Annotated in this window: 17 protein-coding genes; 4 read left to right on the top strand and 13 right to left on the bottom strand. The window is 35.3% G+C overall.

Annotated elements, in window-relative coordinates; translation table 11 throughout:
• Positions 1-5 precede the first annotated feature (5 nt).
• From phoU to GLW08_RS10350, 6 genes are all read right to left on the bottom strand, one after another.
• Positions 6-671 (bottom strand): phosphate signaling complex protein PhoU, encoded by a 666-nt coding sequence (phoU, locus tag GLW08_RS10375; RefSeq protein ID WP_160848588.1) that lies wholly within the window; start codon positions 669-671, stop codon positions 6-8.
• 501 nt (positions 672-1,172) lie between these two features.
• Positions 1,173-1,337, bottom strand: a complete 165-nt coding sequence (locus tag GLW08_RS10370; protein WP_160848587.1) for a hypothetical protein — start codon at positions 1,335-1,337, stop codon at positions 1,173-1,175.
• A gap of 222 nt (positions 1,338-1,559) precedes the next feature.
• The gene (locus tag GLW08_RS10365; protein ID WP_160848586.1) at positions 1,560-1,769 is read right to left on the bottom strand and encodes a hypothetical protein; all 210 of its coding nucleotides are present in this window, start codon (positions 1,767-1,769) and stop codon (positions 1,560-1,562) included.
• Positions 1,770-1,808: 39 nt separating this feature from the next.
• Positions 1,809-2,360, bottom strand: coding sequence for a hypothetical protein (locus tag GLW08_RS10360; protein ID WP_160848585.1), 552 nt, complete (start codon positions 2,358-2,360; stop codon positions 1,809-1,811).
• Between the two features lie 287 nt (positions 2,361-2,647).
• Positions 2,648-3,076 carry a hypothetical protein gene (locus tag GLW08_RS10355; protein ID WP_160848584.1) on the bottom strand — a complete coding sequence of 143 codons (429 nt, stop codon included), beginning with the start codon at positions 3,074-3,076 and terminating at the stop codon, positions 2,648-2,650.
• Between the two features lie 174 nt (positions 3,077-3,250).
• Positions 3,251-3,805, bottom strand: a complete 555-nt coding sequence (locus tag GLW08_RS10350; RefSeq protein ID WP_160848583.1) for a MerR family DNA-binding transcriptional regulator — start codon at positions 3,803-3,805, stop codon at positions 3,251-3,253.
• A 183-nt stretch (positions 3,806-3,988) separates the two neighbouring features.
• Here GLW08_RS10350 and GLW08_RS10345 point away from each other — a divergent pair, with 183 nt between their 5' ends.
• From GLW08_RS10345 to GLW08_RS10330, 4 genes are all read left to right on the top strand, one after another.
• Positions 3,989-4,873, top strand: a complete 885-nt coding sequence (locus tag GLW08_RS10345) for a helix-turn-helix domain-containing protein (RefSeq protein ID WP_160848582.1) — start codon at positions 3,989-3,991, stop codon at positions 4,871-4,873.
• 89 nt (positions 4,874-4,962) lie between these two features.
• A complete protein-coding gene (locus GLW08_RS10340) occupies positions 4,963-5,853 on the top strand; it encodes a tyrosine-type recombinase/integrase (protein WP_160848581.1) in 891 nt (296 codons plus the stop codon).
• A 296-nt stretch (positions 5,854-6,149) separates the two neighbouring features.
• Positions 6,150-6,287, top strand: coding sequence for a hypothetical protein (locus GLW08_RS10335; RefSeq protein WP_160848580.1), 138 nt, complete (start codon positions 6,150-6,152; stop codon positions 6,285-6,287).
• 187 nt (positions 6,288-6,474) lie between these two features.
• Positions 6,475-6,633: a hypothetical protein gene (locus tag GLW08_RS10330; RefSeq protein ID WP_160848579.1), complete on the top strand. Its 159-nt coding sequence runs from the start codon at positions 6,475-6,477 to the stop codon at positions 6,631-6,633.
• A gap of 206 nt (positions 6,634-6,839) precedes the next feature.
• Here GLW08_RS10330 and GLW08_RS10325 read toward each other — a convergent pair whose 3' ends face one another.
• The 7 genes from GLW08_RS10325 to GLW08_RS10295 form a co-directional block, all read right to left on the bottom strand.
• On the bottom strand, positions 6,840-8,198 hold the full coding sequence (locus GLW08_RS10325) for a recombinase family protein (protein ID WP_160848578.1): 1,359 nt from the start codon (positions 8,196-8,198) through the stop codon (positions 6,840-6,842).
• A 19-nt stretch (positions 8,199-8,217) separates the two neighbouring features.
• A complete protein-coding gene (locus GLW08_RS10320) occupies positions 8,218-9,603 on the bottom strand; it encodes a recombinase family protein (protein ID WP_160848577.1) in 1,386 nt (461 codons plus the stop codon).
• A 355-nt stretch (positions 9,604-9,958) separates the two neighbouring features.
• Positions 9,959-10,381 (bottom strand): DnaA N-terminal domain-containing protein, encoded by a 423-nt coding sequence (locus tag GLW08_RS10315; protein WP_160848576.1) that lies wholly within the window; start codon positions 10,379-10,381, stop codon positions 9,959-9,961.
• 204 nt (positions 10,382-10,585) lie between these two features.
• On the bottom strand, positions 10,586-11,578 hold the full coding sequence (locus tag GLW08_RS10310) for a hypothetical protein (protein WP_160848575.1): 993 nt from the start codon (positions 11,576-11,578) through the stop codon (positions 10,586-10,588).
• 525 nt (positions 11,579-12,103) lie between these two features.
• On the bottom strand, positions 12,104-12,295 hold the full coding sequence (locus GLW08_RS10305) for a hypothetical protein (protein ID WP_160848574.1): 192 nt from the start codon (positions 12,293-12,295) through the stop codon (positions 12,104-12,106).
• 369 nt (positions 12,296-12,664) lie between these two features.
• On the bottom strand, positions 12,665-13,003 hold the full coding sequence (locus GLW08_RS10300) for a hypothetical protein (protein WP_160848573.1): 339 nt from the start codon (positions 13,001-13,003) through the stop codon (positions 12,665-12,667).
• 973 nt (positions 13,004-13,976) lie between these two features.
• Entirely contained in the window at positions 13,977-16,634 is a 2,658-nt protein-coding gene (locus GLW08_RS10295) for a SwmB domain-containing protein (protein WP_160848572.1), read from the bottom strand.
• Positions 16,635-16,644 lie beyond the last annotated feature (10 nt).

Below are 16,644 nucleotides of genomic sequence, written 5' to 3'. Positions count from 1 at the left end.
TTATCTCATTCCATTGTTTCACCTTTTACTAAATAAAATACCTCTTCTCCAATATTCTTAACGTGATCGCCAAACCTTTCTATATACCTAGAAATGAACGCATATTCCAATAGATGTTCAACTTGCTTTTTGTCAGGATTACTTATAAACTCTTTAGATATCCTCAGGTAATTATCTTGGTGTATCTCATCAACATCTTCATCTAATTCCATCAACTTTTTTGCTTCCTTTATGTCCTCATTACGATAAGCTGACATTGAGGCTCCTAACATGTCGAGAGCCAGTTCCTTCATAGAATCAATATTTTGTAGAACTTTTTCACTATCCTTCCGTTCATGAGAGTTTATACGAATGGTACTTTTACATATGTTCACAGCATGATCGCCCATTCTTTCTAAATCTGATGAAATTTTCATAGCAACCACTAAGCTTCTTAGGTCAGATGCCACTGGTTGTTGCTTTGCAATTAGCGAGCTCACTTTATCGTTTATCAATTTCTCCATTTCATTAATTTCCTCATCTCTATCCAACACACTTTTAGCACTTTCCAGGTCATTTTCAATAAAAGCATCGATAGCAAGCTGAAACAGGTCAGAAGTTTTATTAGCCATAGTTTGTACAGTTAACTTTAACTCGCTTAATTCTTGATGGAACTGCTCACGATATATCATCAAACCCCCCCTAAAAAGTTGGATTTATACTGAACTTTAAAAAAAGCAAAATTCTAATGGTCCATTATGTATAAAATTATACAGTAGAGGAAATATTAAATTATATGACATCTTTTTCTTGAGAAGAGGCACTTGTGTACTATACGAGTTGCCTCTCTCTTTTTGCTATAAATTAGGATAGTAAAATACTACATCCTACTTTCATTACAGGAATATAATTTGAAATATCTGATTTGCTCTTAATCCGTAGTACCTTTGAGTATAAGACCTATTATAACAAAATATGTAAAAATTGTTACTATTAACGAATTAATAATAACAACATTCATTACAAAAAAATAGCAGATATATATTATTCCACTGCACTTTTTGTAATTTGTGGTTCAACAAATCACTTATTAGTTGAATATTTATTTATCGGTTGATCCAATTCGGAATAAAATCACCAAAGCATAAAGAATATTTTTAAATACTCCTTCTCCCTCTACCACACATGTAGTTTCATCTAATCTTCACAATCGTTCCATCGGGGAATTCCCTTACTAATCCCTCATATTCATCCATATAAACTACATAAGTACCATAAATTTTCGCTTCCAAACGTGCAAATTCACCTGCCATTTGAATTCGTTTTTCTAAGTAATCTTTCTCTTCATCATTTTCCACTTTTCTTCACTCCCACTCAATATAAGTTTATTGCGAGAACAGAAAGTATCCAAGGAGAATGTTAAATCACCAACTAAATCACTAATTTCAGCCAGCATTGCAATAATGTATCCCTCAGCTTTTCTCTCATCGATCCTTAATAGTTATTAATTTCATGCACCATATCCAAAAACACCACATCATCTCCATTCCCTTTTAGTGTAGTTGGTGCAACTGTTCTTTCTAAAAGAGGTGTTTGGTGAATAATTCCCACCTTCCATCTGCGCGTATGTTTAAGTAATAAGGTCCATCATTAGGGATGAGAGCAAATGTAGTACCTTCATACTCACCTATGATGTTGACAAGCAAATCTCTATTGTTACCTGCTTCATCTTGCAATATCACAGAAAAGTTGGAGGTACCTCCAGTGAGTTTCGTTTCAAAAGTAGCCAATCGAGAACATACCTAAAACTCAAGAGAATATCTCAACCATTATATCTCTAGTGATTTTTCATCCTTACTACTTGGAACTACATAGCCAATTTTTTGATGAACATCATCGATAAAATCTGAAGAGCTTCCCTTAGCCAAAAAGCCCGCTAGGAATATAGCAGTTTGCTCTTCCCCATTTTTATCTGTATAGTCTAGTGAAAGAAAATGATGCGTTTCTTTTGATTCCTTCTTTCCAACTCCACTTATTCCACCTACAATTGCTGCAAGTGGACCAAGCAGCAATCCCCCTACAATAGCTCGCTTTATGACAGATTTTTGTTTTTCTACTAGATTATCTTCTGATAGATACTGAACACGTTTCACTTGTTCCAATCTCAACTTATGTTTTTCATTCAACAATAGGTGATCGTTCATGGTTTCGATTTGAATTTCCTCTCCTTCTTTCAAGCCTGCAATACCACCTATATACTTCAAACCAACGATAATGCTACTATACCCCCTCTTTTCCTTTTTTTCCTTATCTGCTAATACGACTCCAACATAAATAAACACTAAAATTCCTAAAAGAATTAAACCAATAACAACCAACATAATCCTCTCCTATCTTAATTGATATATAGTAACTCTTAGGTAGTTCTCTAATTATTAAGGAGGAATATTGCTCTTAAAAAATTAAACAGTATATGCTTTTCCTACATATACACACCCCCAATAGGATATCCCCCTCAAATCATTAGCTTAATAATCACATCTTATCTCCAACTGAAAACGGTTTATCATATCAATAATACCATTACTAACATAAAACAAGAAGGTAATATTGGAAAATTCAGGTTTAATAATACAAGCAAAAAATACTCAAAAAGGGGGCTTAACATCTATTTCAACCAACATTGCAATACTGCATTATACTCAAAGCCTTCATTTATGGCCATTTCATACAATACAAAATAATTGAGTTCACCGTTGTCCTCGTATAAATCAAATCCAAGATCAGTCAGGTAAAGCCGAAGTTCTTCTTCAGTAAAGAAGAACTCTTCCATATATTCTCGAAACTGGCTTATAACCGCTTCCTTACCATCCTTATGTATGAAGTACTCTTCTCCCCTAATGGCTACAAGTTCACCTTGATATTCAATTTGGTATAACGGGAAGATGATTTCTCTTTCAGTTGCTACTACCTCATTGAGGTTTGGATAAACTCTTACTCTATCATCTAATGCGAAACAAACATTATGAAACTCCATACTCTTTATGGGTGCAACTCCCCATCTCTGAACAAAATGCAACTCATCTAAACGAACCATACTTTATACCCTCCCAAGCGTTTTACACAGTTTAGATGATTTATTAGTACAAGTTTAGTCTGTGGATTTATTTTTTTGGGAAACCTACTCACTCCAAATGTAATAAATAAAAATAGAGCCTAATTCACGGCTCCCAGGATCAAAATCATTAACGTAACACCTCTACCAACCGCTTCAAGTCTTCATTTCAAGCCATTCAGTTAAATCATGTAGAACCTCACAACTTGGTGCTCTTGTTGAATCCATTAAAACAACATGATTCCCTGTAAGTTCCACCCATTTTTCAAAGTAATCATACCCAAAGTACGTAACTATATTGATATTTTCTATGATGACAAATGCTTCTTTAACGTTGTTAAGAACATCTTCAAGTTCCTTCAGGCCCTTTCTATCTCCATCAAGAGTTGAACTCTTGTCCTTCATGACATGCTGTACGCTATACCCATTCTTGGAGGCCCATGAAGAAAGTGTTGTAAGCTGACGTTCCAATTCCTCGTATTCCTTTTCCGTTGTAGAGGTAGGTGTCCTTAGATAAAGGATTGCATATCGTGTTCCTTTTACTGCCTCATTTGTGCCATTTAAGATAGCATCGATATAGTCTTTCTCAAAGCGACGATGCCCCCTTGGAGTCCTTATACATTCAAGTTTCCCGCCATTAATCCAATGCCTTACGGTTTGCGGATTCACACCAAACAACGCTGCTACTTCACCAATCTTATAATACTCCATACACATCCATCCCTCTTCATAGTAATTATAGGGAGTTATTATATCTACTTTTTAAGATCTCATTCAGAATCTTCTAGCTATATCGTTAAGTCGATTTAACTCTTCTGCTACTTTGTTTGTGTTGGAACCGAGTAGAAATGAAATATCTGGATACAATACGATGTAACACGGAGGTGAGTAGCAATGGAAAACAAGCTCATTATTCAAAAGAAAGGAGAGAATTTATTGAGTAGCCCTTTAGGTAATCGAATTAAGTCGTTGCGTCAAAAGCACAATTTAAGCCAAACCGTCTTGGCAGAACAACTGGGAATATCACATGCTTATGTTGGGTTCTTGGAAAAAGGAATGAGGAGTGGTTCTGATAAAACACTTCAAAAATTGGGGGAGTATTTCCGTGTACCCTACGAAGAATTATTGGAACTTCGAGATGAAAAGATGGAATTTGAAAAAGAGATGAAACCCCCTTCAGGTAGAAACAGGGAGAGCAACACGTACCCTCCGCATATTGAGGAATTTGTATCTCTTCTGATGAAGCTTGAAGAGTCAACTTGCAAAAGTGTTATTGAGGAATTTAAGAAGGATCTTCAGGAGAAGCTCTATCAAATGCTCACTCCTTATGACGCTAGGGAATTAAAGCAAATGGTTTTAGATGTTAAACGTTATTGGCTTGCTCTGGTGGATAGTACGAATACTTCCCCTCGTATGGAGGAGAAGGAAGGTTATATTTCCATGAATGAAAGGGAGCTTTACTTCCATCTTCATTTGGACGAATCGGTGTTAGTTATTTCCCTTCTGTATCAAGACCAGGGTCATATCAACCTGTTTGAAAACTGGATTGGTGAATCGACTATAAGATATGTCTCCCAGAAACCCCTTCAACATCTATCCGAATCACAGAAAGTTTCAACATTTTTATGGTTTAGTCCCACATCTTCTACTGTGGATCGCTTTCATTATGTAAGGGATAACATCAATAATATCAACAATGTTCAATGTAACGATCATCAGTTGAATTGGTTTATTCAACAACATTTATTGGACATGCAAAATGAAGCCTCGGCTGGATAATGCTGGGGCTTTCCTTATGTTTACATAATATATTTTTCCACGGGTAAAATAACACTTGCCGCAATAGAAAGGAGGTAACCTATGTAACGATGATTATTCAGGAAACGTTTGACTTGAACTTGTATGCCCAAAAGTTCCTTCGTCACCTAAAAAGACAACATTACTCTGAGGAAACCATTACAGGATATCAAAAGGACTTACGGAAGTTTAGTGAATTTCTTTATCACGAATACAAAGGCAATATCCTAACCGAAGAAATCCAGAAGGAAGATATTTTGGATTATTTAGGCTATCTAGAATCACTGGATTTCAAACCTAACTCCGTTTCAAGGCACCTTTCGACCTTGAAATCCTTTTACAAGTTTCTTGTGTATGAGATGGACTTCAAAGTAGATGTAGCTGCACGGATTAAGCAACCCCAAATCTATACGCCACTACCAGCTGTATTGGATGTAGAAGAAGTTCATAACCTTCTCCAAACAGCCAAGGTGTATTCGAAGTATTACTACACACTGTATAGCTTGCTGTATTATACAGGGAGTCGTATCTCACCTATAAGAACACTCCCCAAAAAACATGTGGACCTAAAAAGCAAGCAACTCTATTTAGAGAAGATCAAAGGCGGCCGTGACTTATACCTTCCCCTTAATGAGGTGATGTACGATATCCTGGTTGATTTCCTATTGGATTGTCGCGGAGATGGTTCGGACTATGTCTTTTCCTCCCCTCGACTAAAGAACCAACCGATTAGTGCTTACCTTATCCGTACGCAATTAAAGAAGGTAGCAAAATACGCAGGTATAACAAAACGAGTAACCCCCCACATTCTTAGGCATTGCACAGCGACCCATTTAACTTTACAGAATGTGGACCAAAAGTTTATTGCAAGCATTCTAGGCCATACGGATTTACGATCAACAGCAAGGTACCAGCAATTGAATGTCGATAACCTTCGGCCGACGATCAATAAGCTTACGTAACCCGTGGAGAACAAGATATGTTTTTTACACTTTTGAACAATCCAATGACGCTTGAGACATTTATTTATAAAAAATGAACAATGCCTTGGTTGTCGAAAATATGTTTTAACTTATTTTGTTCTCCGCTCAATATTATTATGTTGACAATTAAAAAAAATATACATCAATCAATCTTCTTATTTATATAGGTGATCAAAATTATGATATATGAAATATATAGGATATTTCTAATCATTTCACTTTTAGAGTATCCTGACCTTACATTAGATAGAATATTGTTTCTTGAGAAGGATGAGTTGGACTTAGAATCTAGAAGTATTCACCTTAAAACATTACCACAAGCAGAACCAATTCACCTCACTGACTTGGAGTGGCAAGTGTTATTAAAAGTATTATCTTATAAGACATCAACAAACTACCTTCTTCTTGATTAATCTAAAGAGGCATTTATGGTAAATCCATAAATGCCTCTTTTTAGAGATTATCCAATGGAATTAATACCCATTTTTTTCAACAAAAAAATGAGAAGTTTAGTATACCCGACTTCTCATTAATTTATAACATAATATGAATATTTTTTATTTATTGGATAAATAATACTTATTAGGAGGTGACTTCTATATGACACAACAAAATAAAAGAAACAAGGAAGAATGGATGTCTCGGTTCATTAACCTTCCACCAAAAGAACAAATCCAGTTCATTTACCGAGAGTCCTTAGAAAATGCGCTACGGAAAGAACTTGAAGAAAAGGTATTTGGTAAGGATAAACGACGCTAACTCTTAATTTTCCTTATATTCTACTCCCTTTTATACTTTTTCGTTACCTAGCGTATTTTGATTTCACAGAATAATTAATTGCCACAAAGGAGTACCTATGTAAGTTACTCTTTTGTGGCATTTTCACCCTTTATTACAAATCACTTCGTTTCAAAGCTATATTATAAGCTAATCAAGCATAAGAGTATTAAAAAAACGAACATACGTTAGATGTTCGTTTCTGTTACTTCTTTTACTTTTGAATTATTCGATAAAGTGAATGTTAATTTATCCCGTAGCATATACTCTTTAACCTTCTCCAGGTCATTATTTTCTATTGGTTGTATATATTTTTTATAGCTTATTTTTTCATGGGTCATGGATTTTTGTTCTTTTTCTTTGGTATAGGTCAGTTCAGTTAATATGTGATTTACTTCAGTTTCATATTGCTCTTGATTTATTTCGGCCAACGCAAACTTCTTTTCAAGTCTATTTTTTTTCTTCAATAATCTGTCTACATCTTTGGATTGTGTATTCCTTTTTTCTTCGAATTCATAATACTCCTCTTCCTTTTCACCTTGTTCTTTTAATAGTTGAAGTACTTGAGGTTCGATAACCTCTTTTTTTATCCCCTTATAGTCACATGCTTTCTTATCACAATAATAAGCATTCGTTGGTGGTACCTTTGCCTGCATTTTTTCACCACACAATGGACAAATAAGAATTTTACTAAGAAAGTGAAAATGTTTCTTTCGTGGGGTCTTTTTTATATTAGTCTCCAAAATCTCTTTTACCTTTTCAAATGTTTCTAAAGAAATAATTGAAGGGTGTTCTTTATCAGAAATTAGTCGATATTCATATGTGTTTTTTTCACTTTTCTTTGGGCTCGCATACCATCTACCTACATAAGTTTTTGTTAGTAATCTAATTCTTACTTTTCGCACATCCCATTTTTTATTATCTGGAGCTGGGATACTGTTATCGTTTAACCATGTATAAATATCCTTCAGTGATTTACCTTCGAGGAACATGCTATAAATCTTTTGAACGACCTGGGCCTCAGCTTCTTCCTTTACCAAAAAACCATTTTGATCTTTCCTATAACCATATGGCGGTTTGGATGTATATTTGCCTTCTTGTTTAGACCGTTCTCTAGAACCATGTATTAACTTTGCTCTATTTTTGTTTTCATGTTCTGCTTGAAGAGCAATTATAGCAATTTGCAATGGAGACATTTTGGAGATATTAAGATTCTCTTCAATACTATATACTTCAATACCTTTATTCTTTAATGTAGTAAGGATACCTACTAGTTCAAATGCTTCCCGCCCAACTCTGTCAAAAAAAGTTATAATCAAAAGGTTAATCAAACCGTTATCAATAAGATTCTTTAGTTTTTTATATGCATCTCTGCCTTCAACTTTGGTACCAGTCTTTTTTTCATCTACTAAGACTTCACGTAATATTATCCCCTTATCGCGACAATATTCATTAATCCGCTTTATTTGATTGTCAATACTATGACTTGGATTGACTTCACCAGAAGTACGCACATATCCTACGGCAGTTTTAGAACCATTACCCAATTATAATCACCTTACCATGTCATTTAAAAAGACTTTTATGGAACAAGAAACGAACTTCTTGTTTATTTACGAAAGTAATAAACGGTACTCTCATAATTAAAGGATATTCTTCAAAGTTACCCATTTCTAGTTTTCCTTTATGAGCCTCTATAAAATGTAACAATTCATATGTGTATTGATGGTCAATCTTTAATTTATTTTGTTGGCTCGTGTTAATATCAATCATATCCTTTTTTGCCAATTCATCGCTATAAGAGCTTTCTATCAAATCCTGTCGTTCTTTCAACTCATATATTGCTTTTTCTATTTTTTCTTTCTTGAAACGTAGTTGTTGTTCTAACATCTTCATGTCTGGTAACTCATCTTTAGGTAATTTATTATTCCGAAGAAAACCAATTAAGAGCCGTTTAATTTCAGATTCTACCTCTCTAACGCTTGCCACATGACCACATTTATTACATATTAAAGACTCTTGATCTACAACCATTGGAACTACACAGTTTTCGCATACAATAAACTCAGGTAGATGGTATTTTGCTCTCGGTTTCCTACCTTGTTTAGACATAGAGAGTTTGTATTGAATAAAATCAAACATCAAGGGATCAACTATCGGTTCCACATTTGCATCCTCAACAAAATAATTAAACTCACTTTCAAGTGTTCCTGTAAGTACTCCTGTATATATGGGGTTACCTAGAATATAGGCTACTGATTTGTTATTCCACTTCTTCTTTCTAGGCGTGGAAGTTCTTTTATTATTCAGGTTGTTAGCTATCTCTCTTTGTCCCATTCCCATGGCATAAGCAATATAAATGTATTGTAAGAAAGTGTACTCTTCTATTATTTCTAAATCAGCAGTGTTCTCTGATTTTGCCGCTACTAACTTTCCTGTTCGTTTATCTTTTACATAACCTAGGGGTAAGTTACTCCCTAGAAATTCTTTTTTATAAATTACTTTTCCTTCTCTAGCACTCGCAAACCGTTTTTTTATTCTTTCAACCTCATCTTGAGCTGATGCAGTTAAAATTAGGAATAGAGTTTTGAAATATTCACTATCACTTCTTAAATTTTCCGACACAAAATTTACGACTTCGACTTGCTCTAGAATCTCTATCATTGTGTTTATATTGTTTAGTAAGTCACGTCCAAAGCGATTAGTCGAATACATAAGTAGCTCATCTATCTCAACCTTTTCTTCTTTAAGATCATTGAGCATAATTTGTAGTTCAGGACGATTTACGTTTCTCCCCGTAAAACCAATGTCATTATACTCCCTTATTATTTCTATATTATGTGCCTTAGCATATGATTGAATACTTTCCCTTTGGTATCTTATACTCTCTTCTTCAGTCGTGTCCCCTTTTGGCTTAATGGATTTTCTATAATATGCAATAGCTTTTTTCAAACCTCTTTCCCCCCTAAATACAAACTCTTAATAGAGCGGTATGATTTATGAATATCGTTCCTATAATATCGAATATTATGCAAATTCTGAATGAATTTATATTTATTCATTTTGTATAAGATATTTATTTTAGGGAATCCTTTTTTTGGCTTACTTTTAATACCATGAAAAACGTATAGTTATATGTAGAATGGTAACTATATTAATTATAAAGGTAACCTTACTATTTGCTTTCCCAAAAGCCCGCTGATTTTATTACTTATCAAGCGGGCTTTATCCTTGTTCGTCTTGAATCATATATAATCAACTACAAAAAGAGAGTGGCCATTATCGTTACATGACCACTCTCTTTTTTCTATTTTGACATAAGCTCCAACACTAACCTTTTCAACAAACGGATGTCTAATTGTTGCTCTTCAATTAGTTCGTAAAGTCGATTGATATGCTCCTCGTTACTTTTCTTTTTCTCTCCATCATTTGTATCACGCAAGCTAGAGTCAATTAAGTGTTTGAAGGTCTCCTCATAATATGAAGTGTTCCCCTCACATTTTATCTCGATGGTATAGTCTTGATTCGTTATTTCTTTCACCTTTTCAGAAATGAGGTCTTTAAAACGTACCTTTAACCAATCAGCTGAAAAGCCATCCCTTGCAGTGACAATCAAAACATCATTTTGGATTGTTGCTTCAGTATTGTCTAACCAAGTCTTAAAAGAAGCTCTTGGAACCTCTTCTTTCATCATCTTTAGAACTTCATCCCATAATTCCTTGCTATTCATATACCTACCTCCTGTGGTTACTTGTTGTAGTATTACAACTAAATTATAGCCTGATAGATAAAAGCATTGGAAAATAAATTCTAATGGTTCAGCTTCATCTTTCCATTTACTCTACTAAAACTTGTTACTCATCATATATTTTTGTTAAAAAAAGTCCCGCAGATGTATATCTACGGAACTTCTTCACCAGAGTTTTATTGTTTCTTAATTATTAGCTGGAACTCCTACTTTCACGGAACCTTCTGCTCCATTAATGAAAGTATTATCATCTTCAAGTGATGATGCTGCTTCAGAGTTACCTTGATCCATTGACCCAATACCTTGAACTTCATAAGTGTCAAATGTATTGCCTGATACTTTACCTACTAAATCTGCAAGATCAACGTCTGTCTCGATACCCATACCTGCAGCGCTATTTGTGATCGTAGTATTGCTAACGCTACCTACAGTATTAAGGTAAACACCACCATAATAATCTTCAATATTAGAGGCAGTAAGTTCGAAGCCTGATGCAGATCCACTTACATCAATTGCCCAATCATGATTACCAGTATTTTCAGCATTTGGATCATAAGCTGTTGAAGCTTTCATTGTAATGTTATTAATAGTTACATTTGAAGCCAATACTGATATTTCTTCATTCAATGAATATCCTTGCGCATCTAACGTAATACCTTCTTGACTGATGTTTAATGAGTTACCTAAATCATCAATATTCCCTGCAAGTGTAATAGTATCTCCTGATTCAGCAAGAGAAAGTGCATCATTCAACTCCTGAGCGTTATCTACTGGAGCTTCATCTACTCCATCGTTAAACTCAGTTTCAATTGCTGAAGCGCTTGAATAACCATCACCTTTAGCGTTTAAAACGTCATTAGCTACATACGTTTTTTCTTCGTCTGTAAGGTTATTATATTCTGTCATATCTAAACCTAGTTCTTCAGAATTACTTTCTAATGCTGTTTGTGTCTGATCTATATTGTTGGCATCGTTGACTGCTTGTACTGCTTCTGCTGTATTCTCTTCCTGTTCAGCTTGAACGGCATCATTAAATGCAGTTTGCACTGCTGAGGTATCATTGTATCCCTCGTCAGGACGATTATTAAATACAGAAGAAGCTACATCTGTTTGATCCTCAGAGTCTAGGTTTTCATACTCAGAAGTATCTAGACCTAAAGGTCTTGCGTTTTGTTCCAATGCTTCTTGTGTCTCACTAGCATTTCCAGCGTTATTAACTGTTTGTAATGCTTCTTCGCTATTCTCGCCTTATCCCATAAAGGGTTTATAACGAGCCTACACCATACGTGCGGCTTTCACCGCATACGGCGTGCTATCAACAGTAGTATATTATCCCCACTTCTATAGTAACATTTATTTACCAAATGTATACTATTATTTGGATTTTATTTACAACAAATAACGACAAAAACTGACATTTATTGTCGTTATTTAGGAGTTTAAAAGTAAATCTGTTGCTTGCAAGAAAACTGAATAACCTGAGCTACTTGATACCTTTTTATAAAAATATATAATGATACTTTCTGGATATAAAAAAGGTGGTACAGATCCGATTTTGGATCAGTACCACCTTTTTTGTTTCGATCTTACTCAGGTATTTTATTCTTTTAACAAATGACTATTAACTACTGACTATCAACAGCGTTTTTAATATCCACTAATAGAGTTCTATAATTCTTTCCAGTATACTCATTAGCGGCGACATCAATCACACTTTGTTGTTGCGATTCCTCTTCTTAAAATCACTTTGAAGTTGTTTAGATACTCTACTGTAGTTAGATCATCATTAATAGTACCTAGTGTATCTTGAACTGATTCTGTCTCAGTGATGACTGAGCCTACTAACGTATTAAAGGTTGCATCATTATTTTCTTCACTATTTACATTGGTTGCCATAACAGCAGACTTGAAACTTTCTCTCATTGTTTTAGAAGAAGTATCAACGTCCTCAAGTACGTTAACGGAAAAGTTATAAACATCAGTAAATTCGTTTAGGTAAGCAAAAACTGATTTGTCAGCAAGTTCATAGATACGTCGAATGCACTTATTGAGTTATCATTCTCATCTGTGATGTAGTTAACAGTAGAAGCTTTTTCATTTTGGACCTGTACCATCTTTGTTTGTTTTGATTTTAGTTGTCCATCTGTTCTGCTTTTATACAGACAAATCCCCCAACTATTGATAGAGGGGGGATTTAGTAAAAAGTATAGATAGTCATCTTAGTGTAGTATTACTGAATTTTATCCATCTTTTCATAAAATACAATTAAGAAGAAGAAACAGTGATGCTATACGTTGCATTGGAACCATCTTCAGCAGTTGTTACAACTTTCATGGATTCCGTTACTGCTGTGTCATCAGTAGATACAGCATCACCATTTCCATCTTGAATCTCATATGAACCATTTTCTGGTGCTGTTAGAGCACTATCTAGTTCAGATGTTGTTGTACTATTCGCAACTGTTAGAGATTCTGAACCATCAGTGTTATCTACATTTGTTACAACACTGCTATCTGATGTTGATACAGTTGTATCTCCATTTGCATCTACAGTGATGCTATACGTTGCATTGGAGCCATCTTCAGCAGTTGTTACAACTTTCATGGATTCCGTTACTGCTGTGTCATCAATAGATACAGCATCACCATTTCCATCTTGGATCTCATATGAACCATTTTCTGGTGCTGTTAGGGCACTATCTAGTTCAGATGTTGTTGTGTTATATGCTGTAGATAGAGATTCTGAACCATCAGTGTTATCTACATTTGTTACAACACTGCTATCTGATGTTGATACAGTTGTATCTTCACTTAAGCTATTCTCGCCTTATACCTCGATTGGCTTTATAACGAGCCTACACCATACGTGCGGCTTTCACCGCATAAGGCGTTCCATCAATAGAATAGTTTCATTATTGGGGATAATAATACTACTACTATTGACTAGGTCCCTTCGTTCCCGTATGTTTTATCCTCCTCGCTTGTGTTACCACTACGAGTTCAATCGGCATACAATCTTTACTACTAAGAACCTGCTGCCATCTTATTAACGTCTTTGGTGCTAACACACCTCTTCTAATAAGACTTCAAACGTTCCATCATGTCTATCCCTTGCTTTGATGACCTTAGACTTCCACTATTCAATATAAGAAAGAATGGTTTAACAGTCTGAATTCTTCCATTCTCTTTATAAGATTTCACATATAAAGATAAATACTAAACTCCTAGCATAGCATACCCTAGTATTTACTAGCTTATACTGGATCTTCATGGATTCGTCACCTAGTCATAGTCATCTTTTAAGGAGCCCCGCCACAGACTTTCACTGCATACGACTTCACCTGACTTCACCCCTTCAGTCTGTTAGAACCTCATTGGATGCAGGAGGATTAGGCTCATGGCATAGAGACTGTTACCATGTTTGGGAATTACACCCAAAATTTGGACATGATAGTTAAAGAATACCTCAAGAGCATCATACATAAACTCTAATAGTCATTTTCGTCGTTAGCTCTTGAGGTCATTCTTCACTTATTTCATTCTTTTGAGGAATTTATAAAGTAACGTTTCGTTTCTTTTTATTCAGAAGTAGTGTCAACCTCTACATCATCAATTTCAAAGTTAGCAATTGTGTTTGGCTCATCAGCTCCATCAACGATATAAGCTACAGAACCTTCATCAGTTTTAACATCAATTGTACCTTCATAGTTGTAATCTTCATCTAATTCGATTACTAAATCATCGGAGGCAGTAGAAACTGTATAATCAGTACCTGGCTCTAGGTCTCCATCATCATCTGTTAGAACAAGGTCAGTAGCAGCTAAATCTCCATTTTCAGATGGAATATTTAATGCTTCATCAAATGTAATAGTAATCTCGTTAGATCCCGCTTCGAATATTTCATTGTCATCTTCATCTACTACTTCTGGAGAAATATGATCATCTACATTAAACGTGTCATTATTAACAGATTCTCCATAAACGTTTTCAGAAGCTTCACCATTAACTTCAAGGTCTAATGCCTCTACATCTGAAGGAATCGCATTTGCCTCATCAAATTCCCAAGTAATAACTGTATTTCCATCATCATTGATATCAGTGCTTACTTTATCTAGTGATAAGTCACTAGCATCAGCACCTGTGAATGCAAAATCGTCTTCTTCGAACGTATCTAAACGATCGCCAAGTTCTGCAACTACTGTGTAGTTATCAGAGGCATAAACATCTTTAACTTCCACAGATGATTCAGCATTAACTTCAACATCTGAACTTAGAGCTGTTTTATTACCAGCAAGATCTTCTACACGTCCAATTTGTAGATCTGCATCACCGCTGTATGATACTGAACCATCCCAGTTTTCGTCAGGAATAGTGATTTCGACTGCTGTGTTATCATTGATAGCTTTTACAGATGCACCTTCTACATCAGCAAGGTCTTCGTCATCCAATACATACTTATTTAAGTCTGTTACTGAATATTCTCCATCCACTGCCATTGCTTCTGGATAATTAACCACTAGCACATGCTCTTCGTTATCCTCATCTTCATAGAAAGTTGCGTCTGCATCCTCTTCTAAATCTGGAGCATCTTCATCAGCTACGAAGAATTCTTTAGTAACTTTTTCGATTTCGTTAACTGATAAGTCTTCAACTCCATCAACGACTAGTGCATAGTCACCTTGAAGTTCATCTGTTTCAATAGTAACCTCGTCTCCTTCAACAGTGATACCATTGATAACATCATCTTCTTCTCCATTTTCATCAAGAACCATAAAGTCTTCTTCTTCAGCACTTACATCTTCAGAGAATGTAAGGTTAATTTCTTCTTCACTAGCATCAACTTCAGTTAATTCTGGTGCAACTTCATCAACATCTACGTCGATTTGAGTTCTTAACTGACTATCAACTTCATTGTTAAAGAAGTCACTGATGATTTCTCCATCAACATAAATATACGCTGTACCTTCTGGTAATGGATTATCTTCATCTGCATCTTCACCATTAGCAAAAGTTAATGTTAGCTCATTCCCATCAACCTCTGGAGTTTCAACAACTGTGTTGTTGCTATTTGTGTGATAGAAGTTTTCTAAATCTTCTAGATCAGAGTCATCTACTTTAATGTCCTCATTGAAGACCAATGTTACACTATTCGGAGTTGCATTTTTGTAGTCGACTAATTCTGGTGCTTCTTCGTCTTCTACCATGTCAAGTTCTAACGTTTCCTCAGTTACGCTATAACCAGCATAGTCTTCTAACATGCTGTCTACCGATACTTCAATTGTATCTTCATCGATATCAGAATATAGTGTTACTTGCGCTTCTGTATTGTTCTTTTGGAAAGTTACATCACTAATATAATATGAACCATCACCTGTAACTTCAAATGCTTCTTTAACTGAAGTCTCATCTTCATTATCTAGGACCCATTCAGCAGCTTCGTCATCTTCACTAATATCCTTAACTGCTAGTGGTTCACTAAATTGAACTTTAAGAGTGTCACTTCCAATAACTGATCCACCTTCAACTGATGGTACAGTAGTATCAAAGAAAGTAAGTTCTGATTCTACTTCTTCTCCAGTTACATCAGAATCTACAGTTAAAACAGCATCTGTTTGGTTATCGACATTAGTATCTAATGTTAGTGTTACTGTTTGTTCATCTTCGTTAACTTCAACATTATCTACTGAAGAATCTAAGTTGTTACCTTCTACATCTTCAAGAGTATAATTTTCTGAATCTACAAGTGCGTCCATATCTACGTCACCAGAGTATTCAAAGCTAACTTGTTTAAGGTTAATCGCACTTACAGACTCAACCATTGGAGTTACAGGTTCACCGAAATCTTTATACTCATCTACTTGATCTTGAGGTACAAGAGCTTCTTCGTCGTCGCTGATGTCAGCTAGGATTTCTAGAGAAGTTCTGTCGTCTTCAGAATCGAATACTGCGTTAACTAGTGCAGTGTAAGATACGAATTCGCCTTCTTCAACAGAAACACCAACGATTTCACCGTCTTGTAGAAGGTCGTAAACTTCACCATCACCTTCGAATTGAGCGTCTGCTAGTTCTTCCATCGTGATGGTCCAAACTGTACCCTCAGAATCTTCGATTGCGATATGCTGGATTTCTACCTCTGCTGCTTCCGCTGGTGCTGCTGCTCCTGCTACTACTGCTGGTACTGCAACTGCAGATGCTAGAGCCGCTGTTGTCATTACCTTAAATGGGCTTTTATTCATTATTAAATTT

It is taken from the genome of Pontibacillus yanchengensis (assembly GCF_009856295.1).
Classification (GTDB): Bacteria; Bacillota; Bacilli; order Bacillales; family BH030062; genus Pontibacillus; species Pontibacillus yanchengensis_A.
This window is presented reverse-complemented; position numbering and strand designations above follow the sequence as displayed.

What these genes read in the sequence shown, in the direction of transcription:
- phoU (WP_160848588.1), bottom strand. Translation starts at nt 671, where the DNA reads ATGATATATCGTGAGCAGTTCCATCAAGAATTAAGCGAGTTAAAGTTA.
- GLW08_RS10360 (WP_160848585.1), bottom strand. Translation starts at nt 2,360, where the DNA reads ATGTTGGTTGTTATTGGTTTAATTCTTTTAGGAATTTTAGTGTTTATT.
- GLW08_RS10355 (WP_160848584.1), bottom strand. Translation starts at nt 3,076, where the DNA reads ATGGTTCGTTTAGATGAGTTGCATTTTGTTCAGAGATGGGGAGTTGCA.
- GLW08_RS10350 (WP_160848583.1), bottom strand. Translation starts at nt 3,805, where the DNA reads ATGGAGTATTATAAGATTGGTGAAGTAGCAGCGTTGTTTGGTGTGAAT.
- GLW08_RS10345 (WP_160848582.1), top strand. Translation starts at nt 3,989, where the DNA reads ATGGAAAACAAGCTCATTATTCAAAAGAAAGGAGAGAATTTATTGAGT.
- GLW08_RS10340 (WP_160848581.1), top strand. Translation starts at nt 4,963, where the DNA reads ATGATTATTCAGGAAACGTTTGACTTGAACTTGTATGCCCAAAAGTTC.
- GLW08_RS10330 (WP_160848579.1), top strand. Translation starts at nt 6,475, where the DNA reads ATGACACAACAAAATAAAAGAAACAAGGAAGAATGGATGTCTCGGTTC.
- GLW08_RS10315 (WP_160848576.1), bottom strand. Translation starts at nt 10,381, where the DNA reads ATGAATAGCAAGGAATTATGGGATGAAGTTCTAAAGATGATGAAAGAA.
- GLW08_RS10305 (WP_160848574.1), bottom strand. Translation starts at nt 12,295, where the DNA reads ATGGCAACCAATGTAAATAGTGAAGAAAATAATGATGCAACCTTTAAT.
- GLW08_RS10300 (WP_160848573.1), bottom strand. Translation starts at nt 13,003, where the DNA reads ATGAAAGTTGTAACAACTGCTGAAGATGGCTCCAATGCAACGTATAGC.
- GLW08_RS10295 (WP_160848572.1), bottom strand. Translation starts at nt 16,634, where the DNA reads ATGAATAAAAGCCCATTTAAGGTAATGACAACAGCGGCTCTAGCATCT.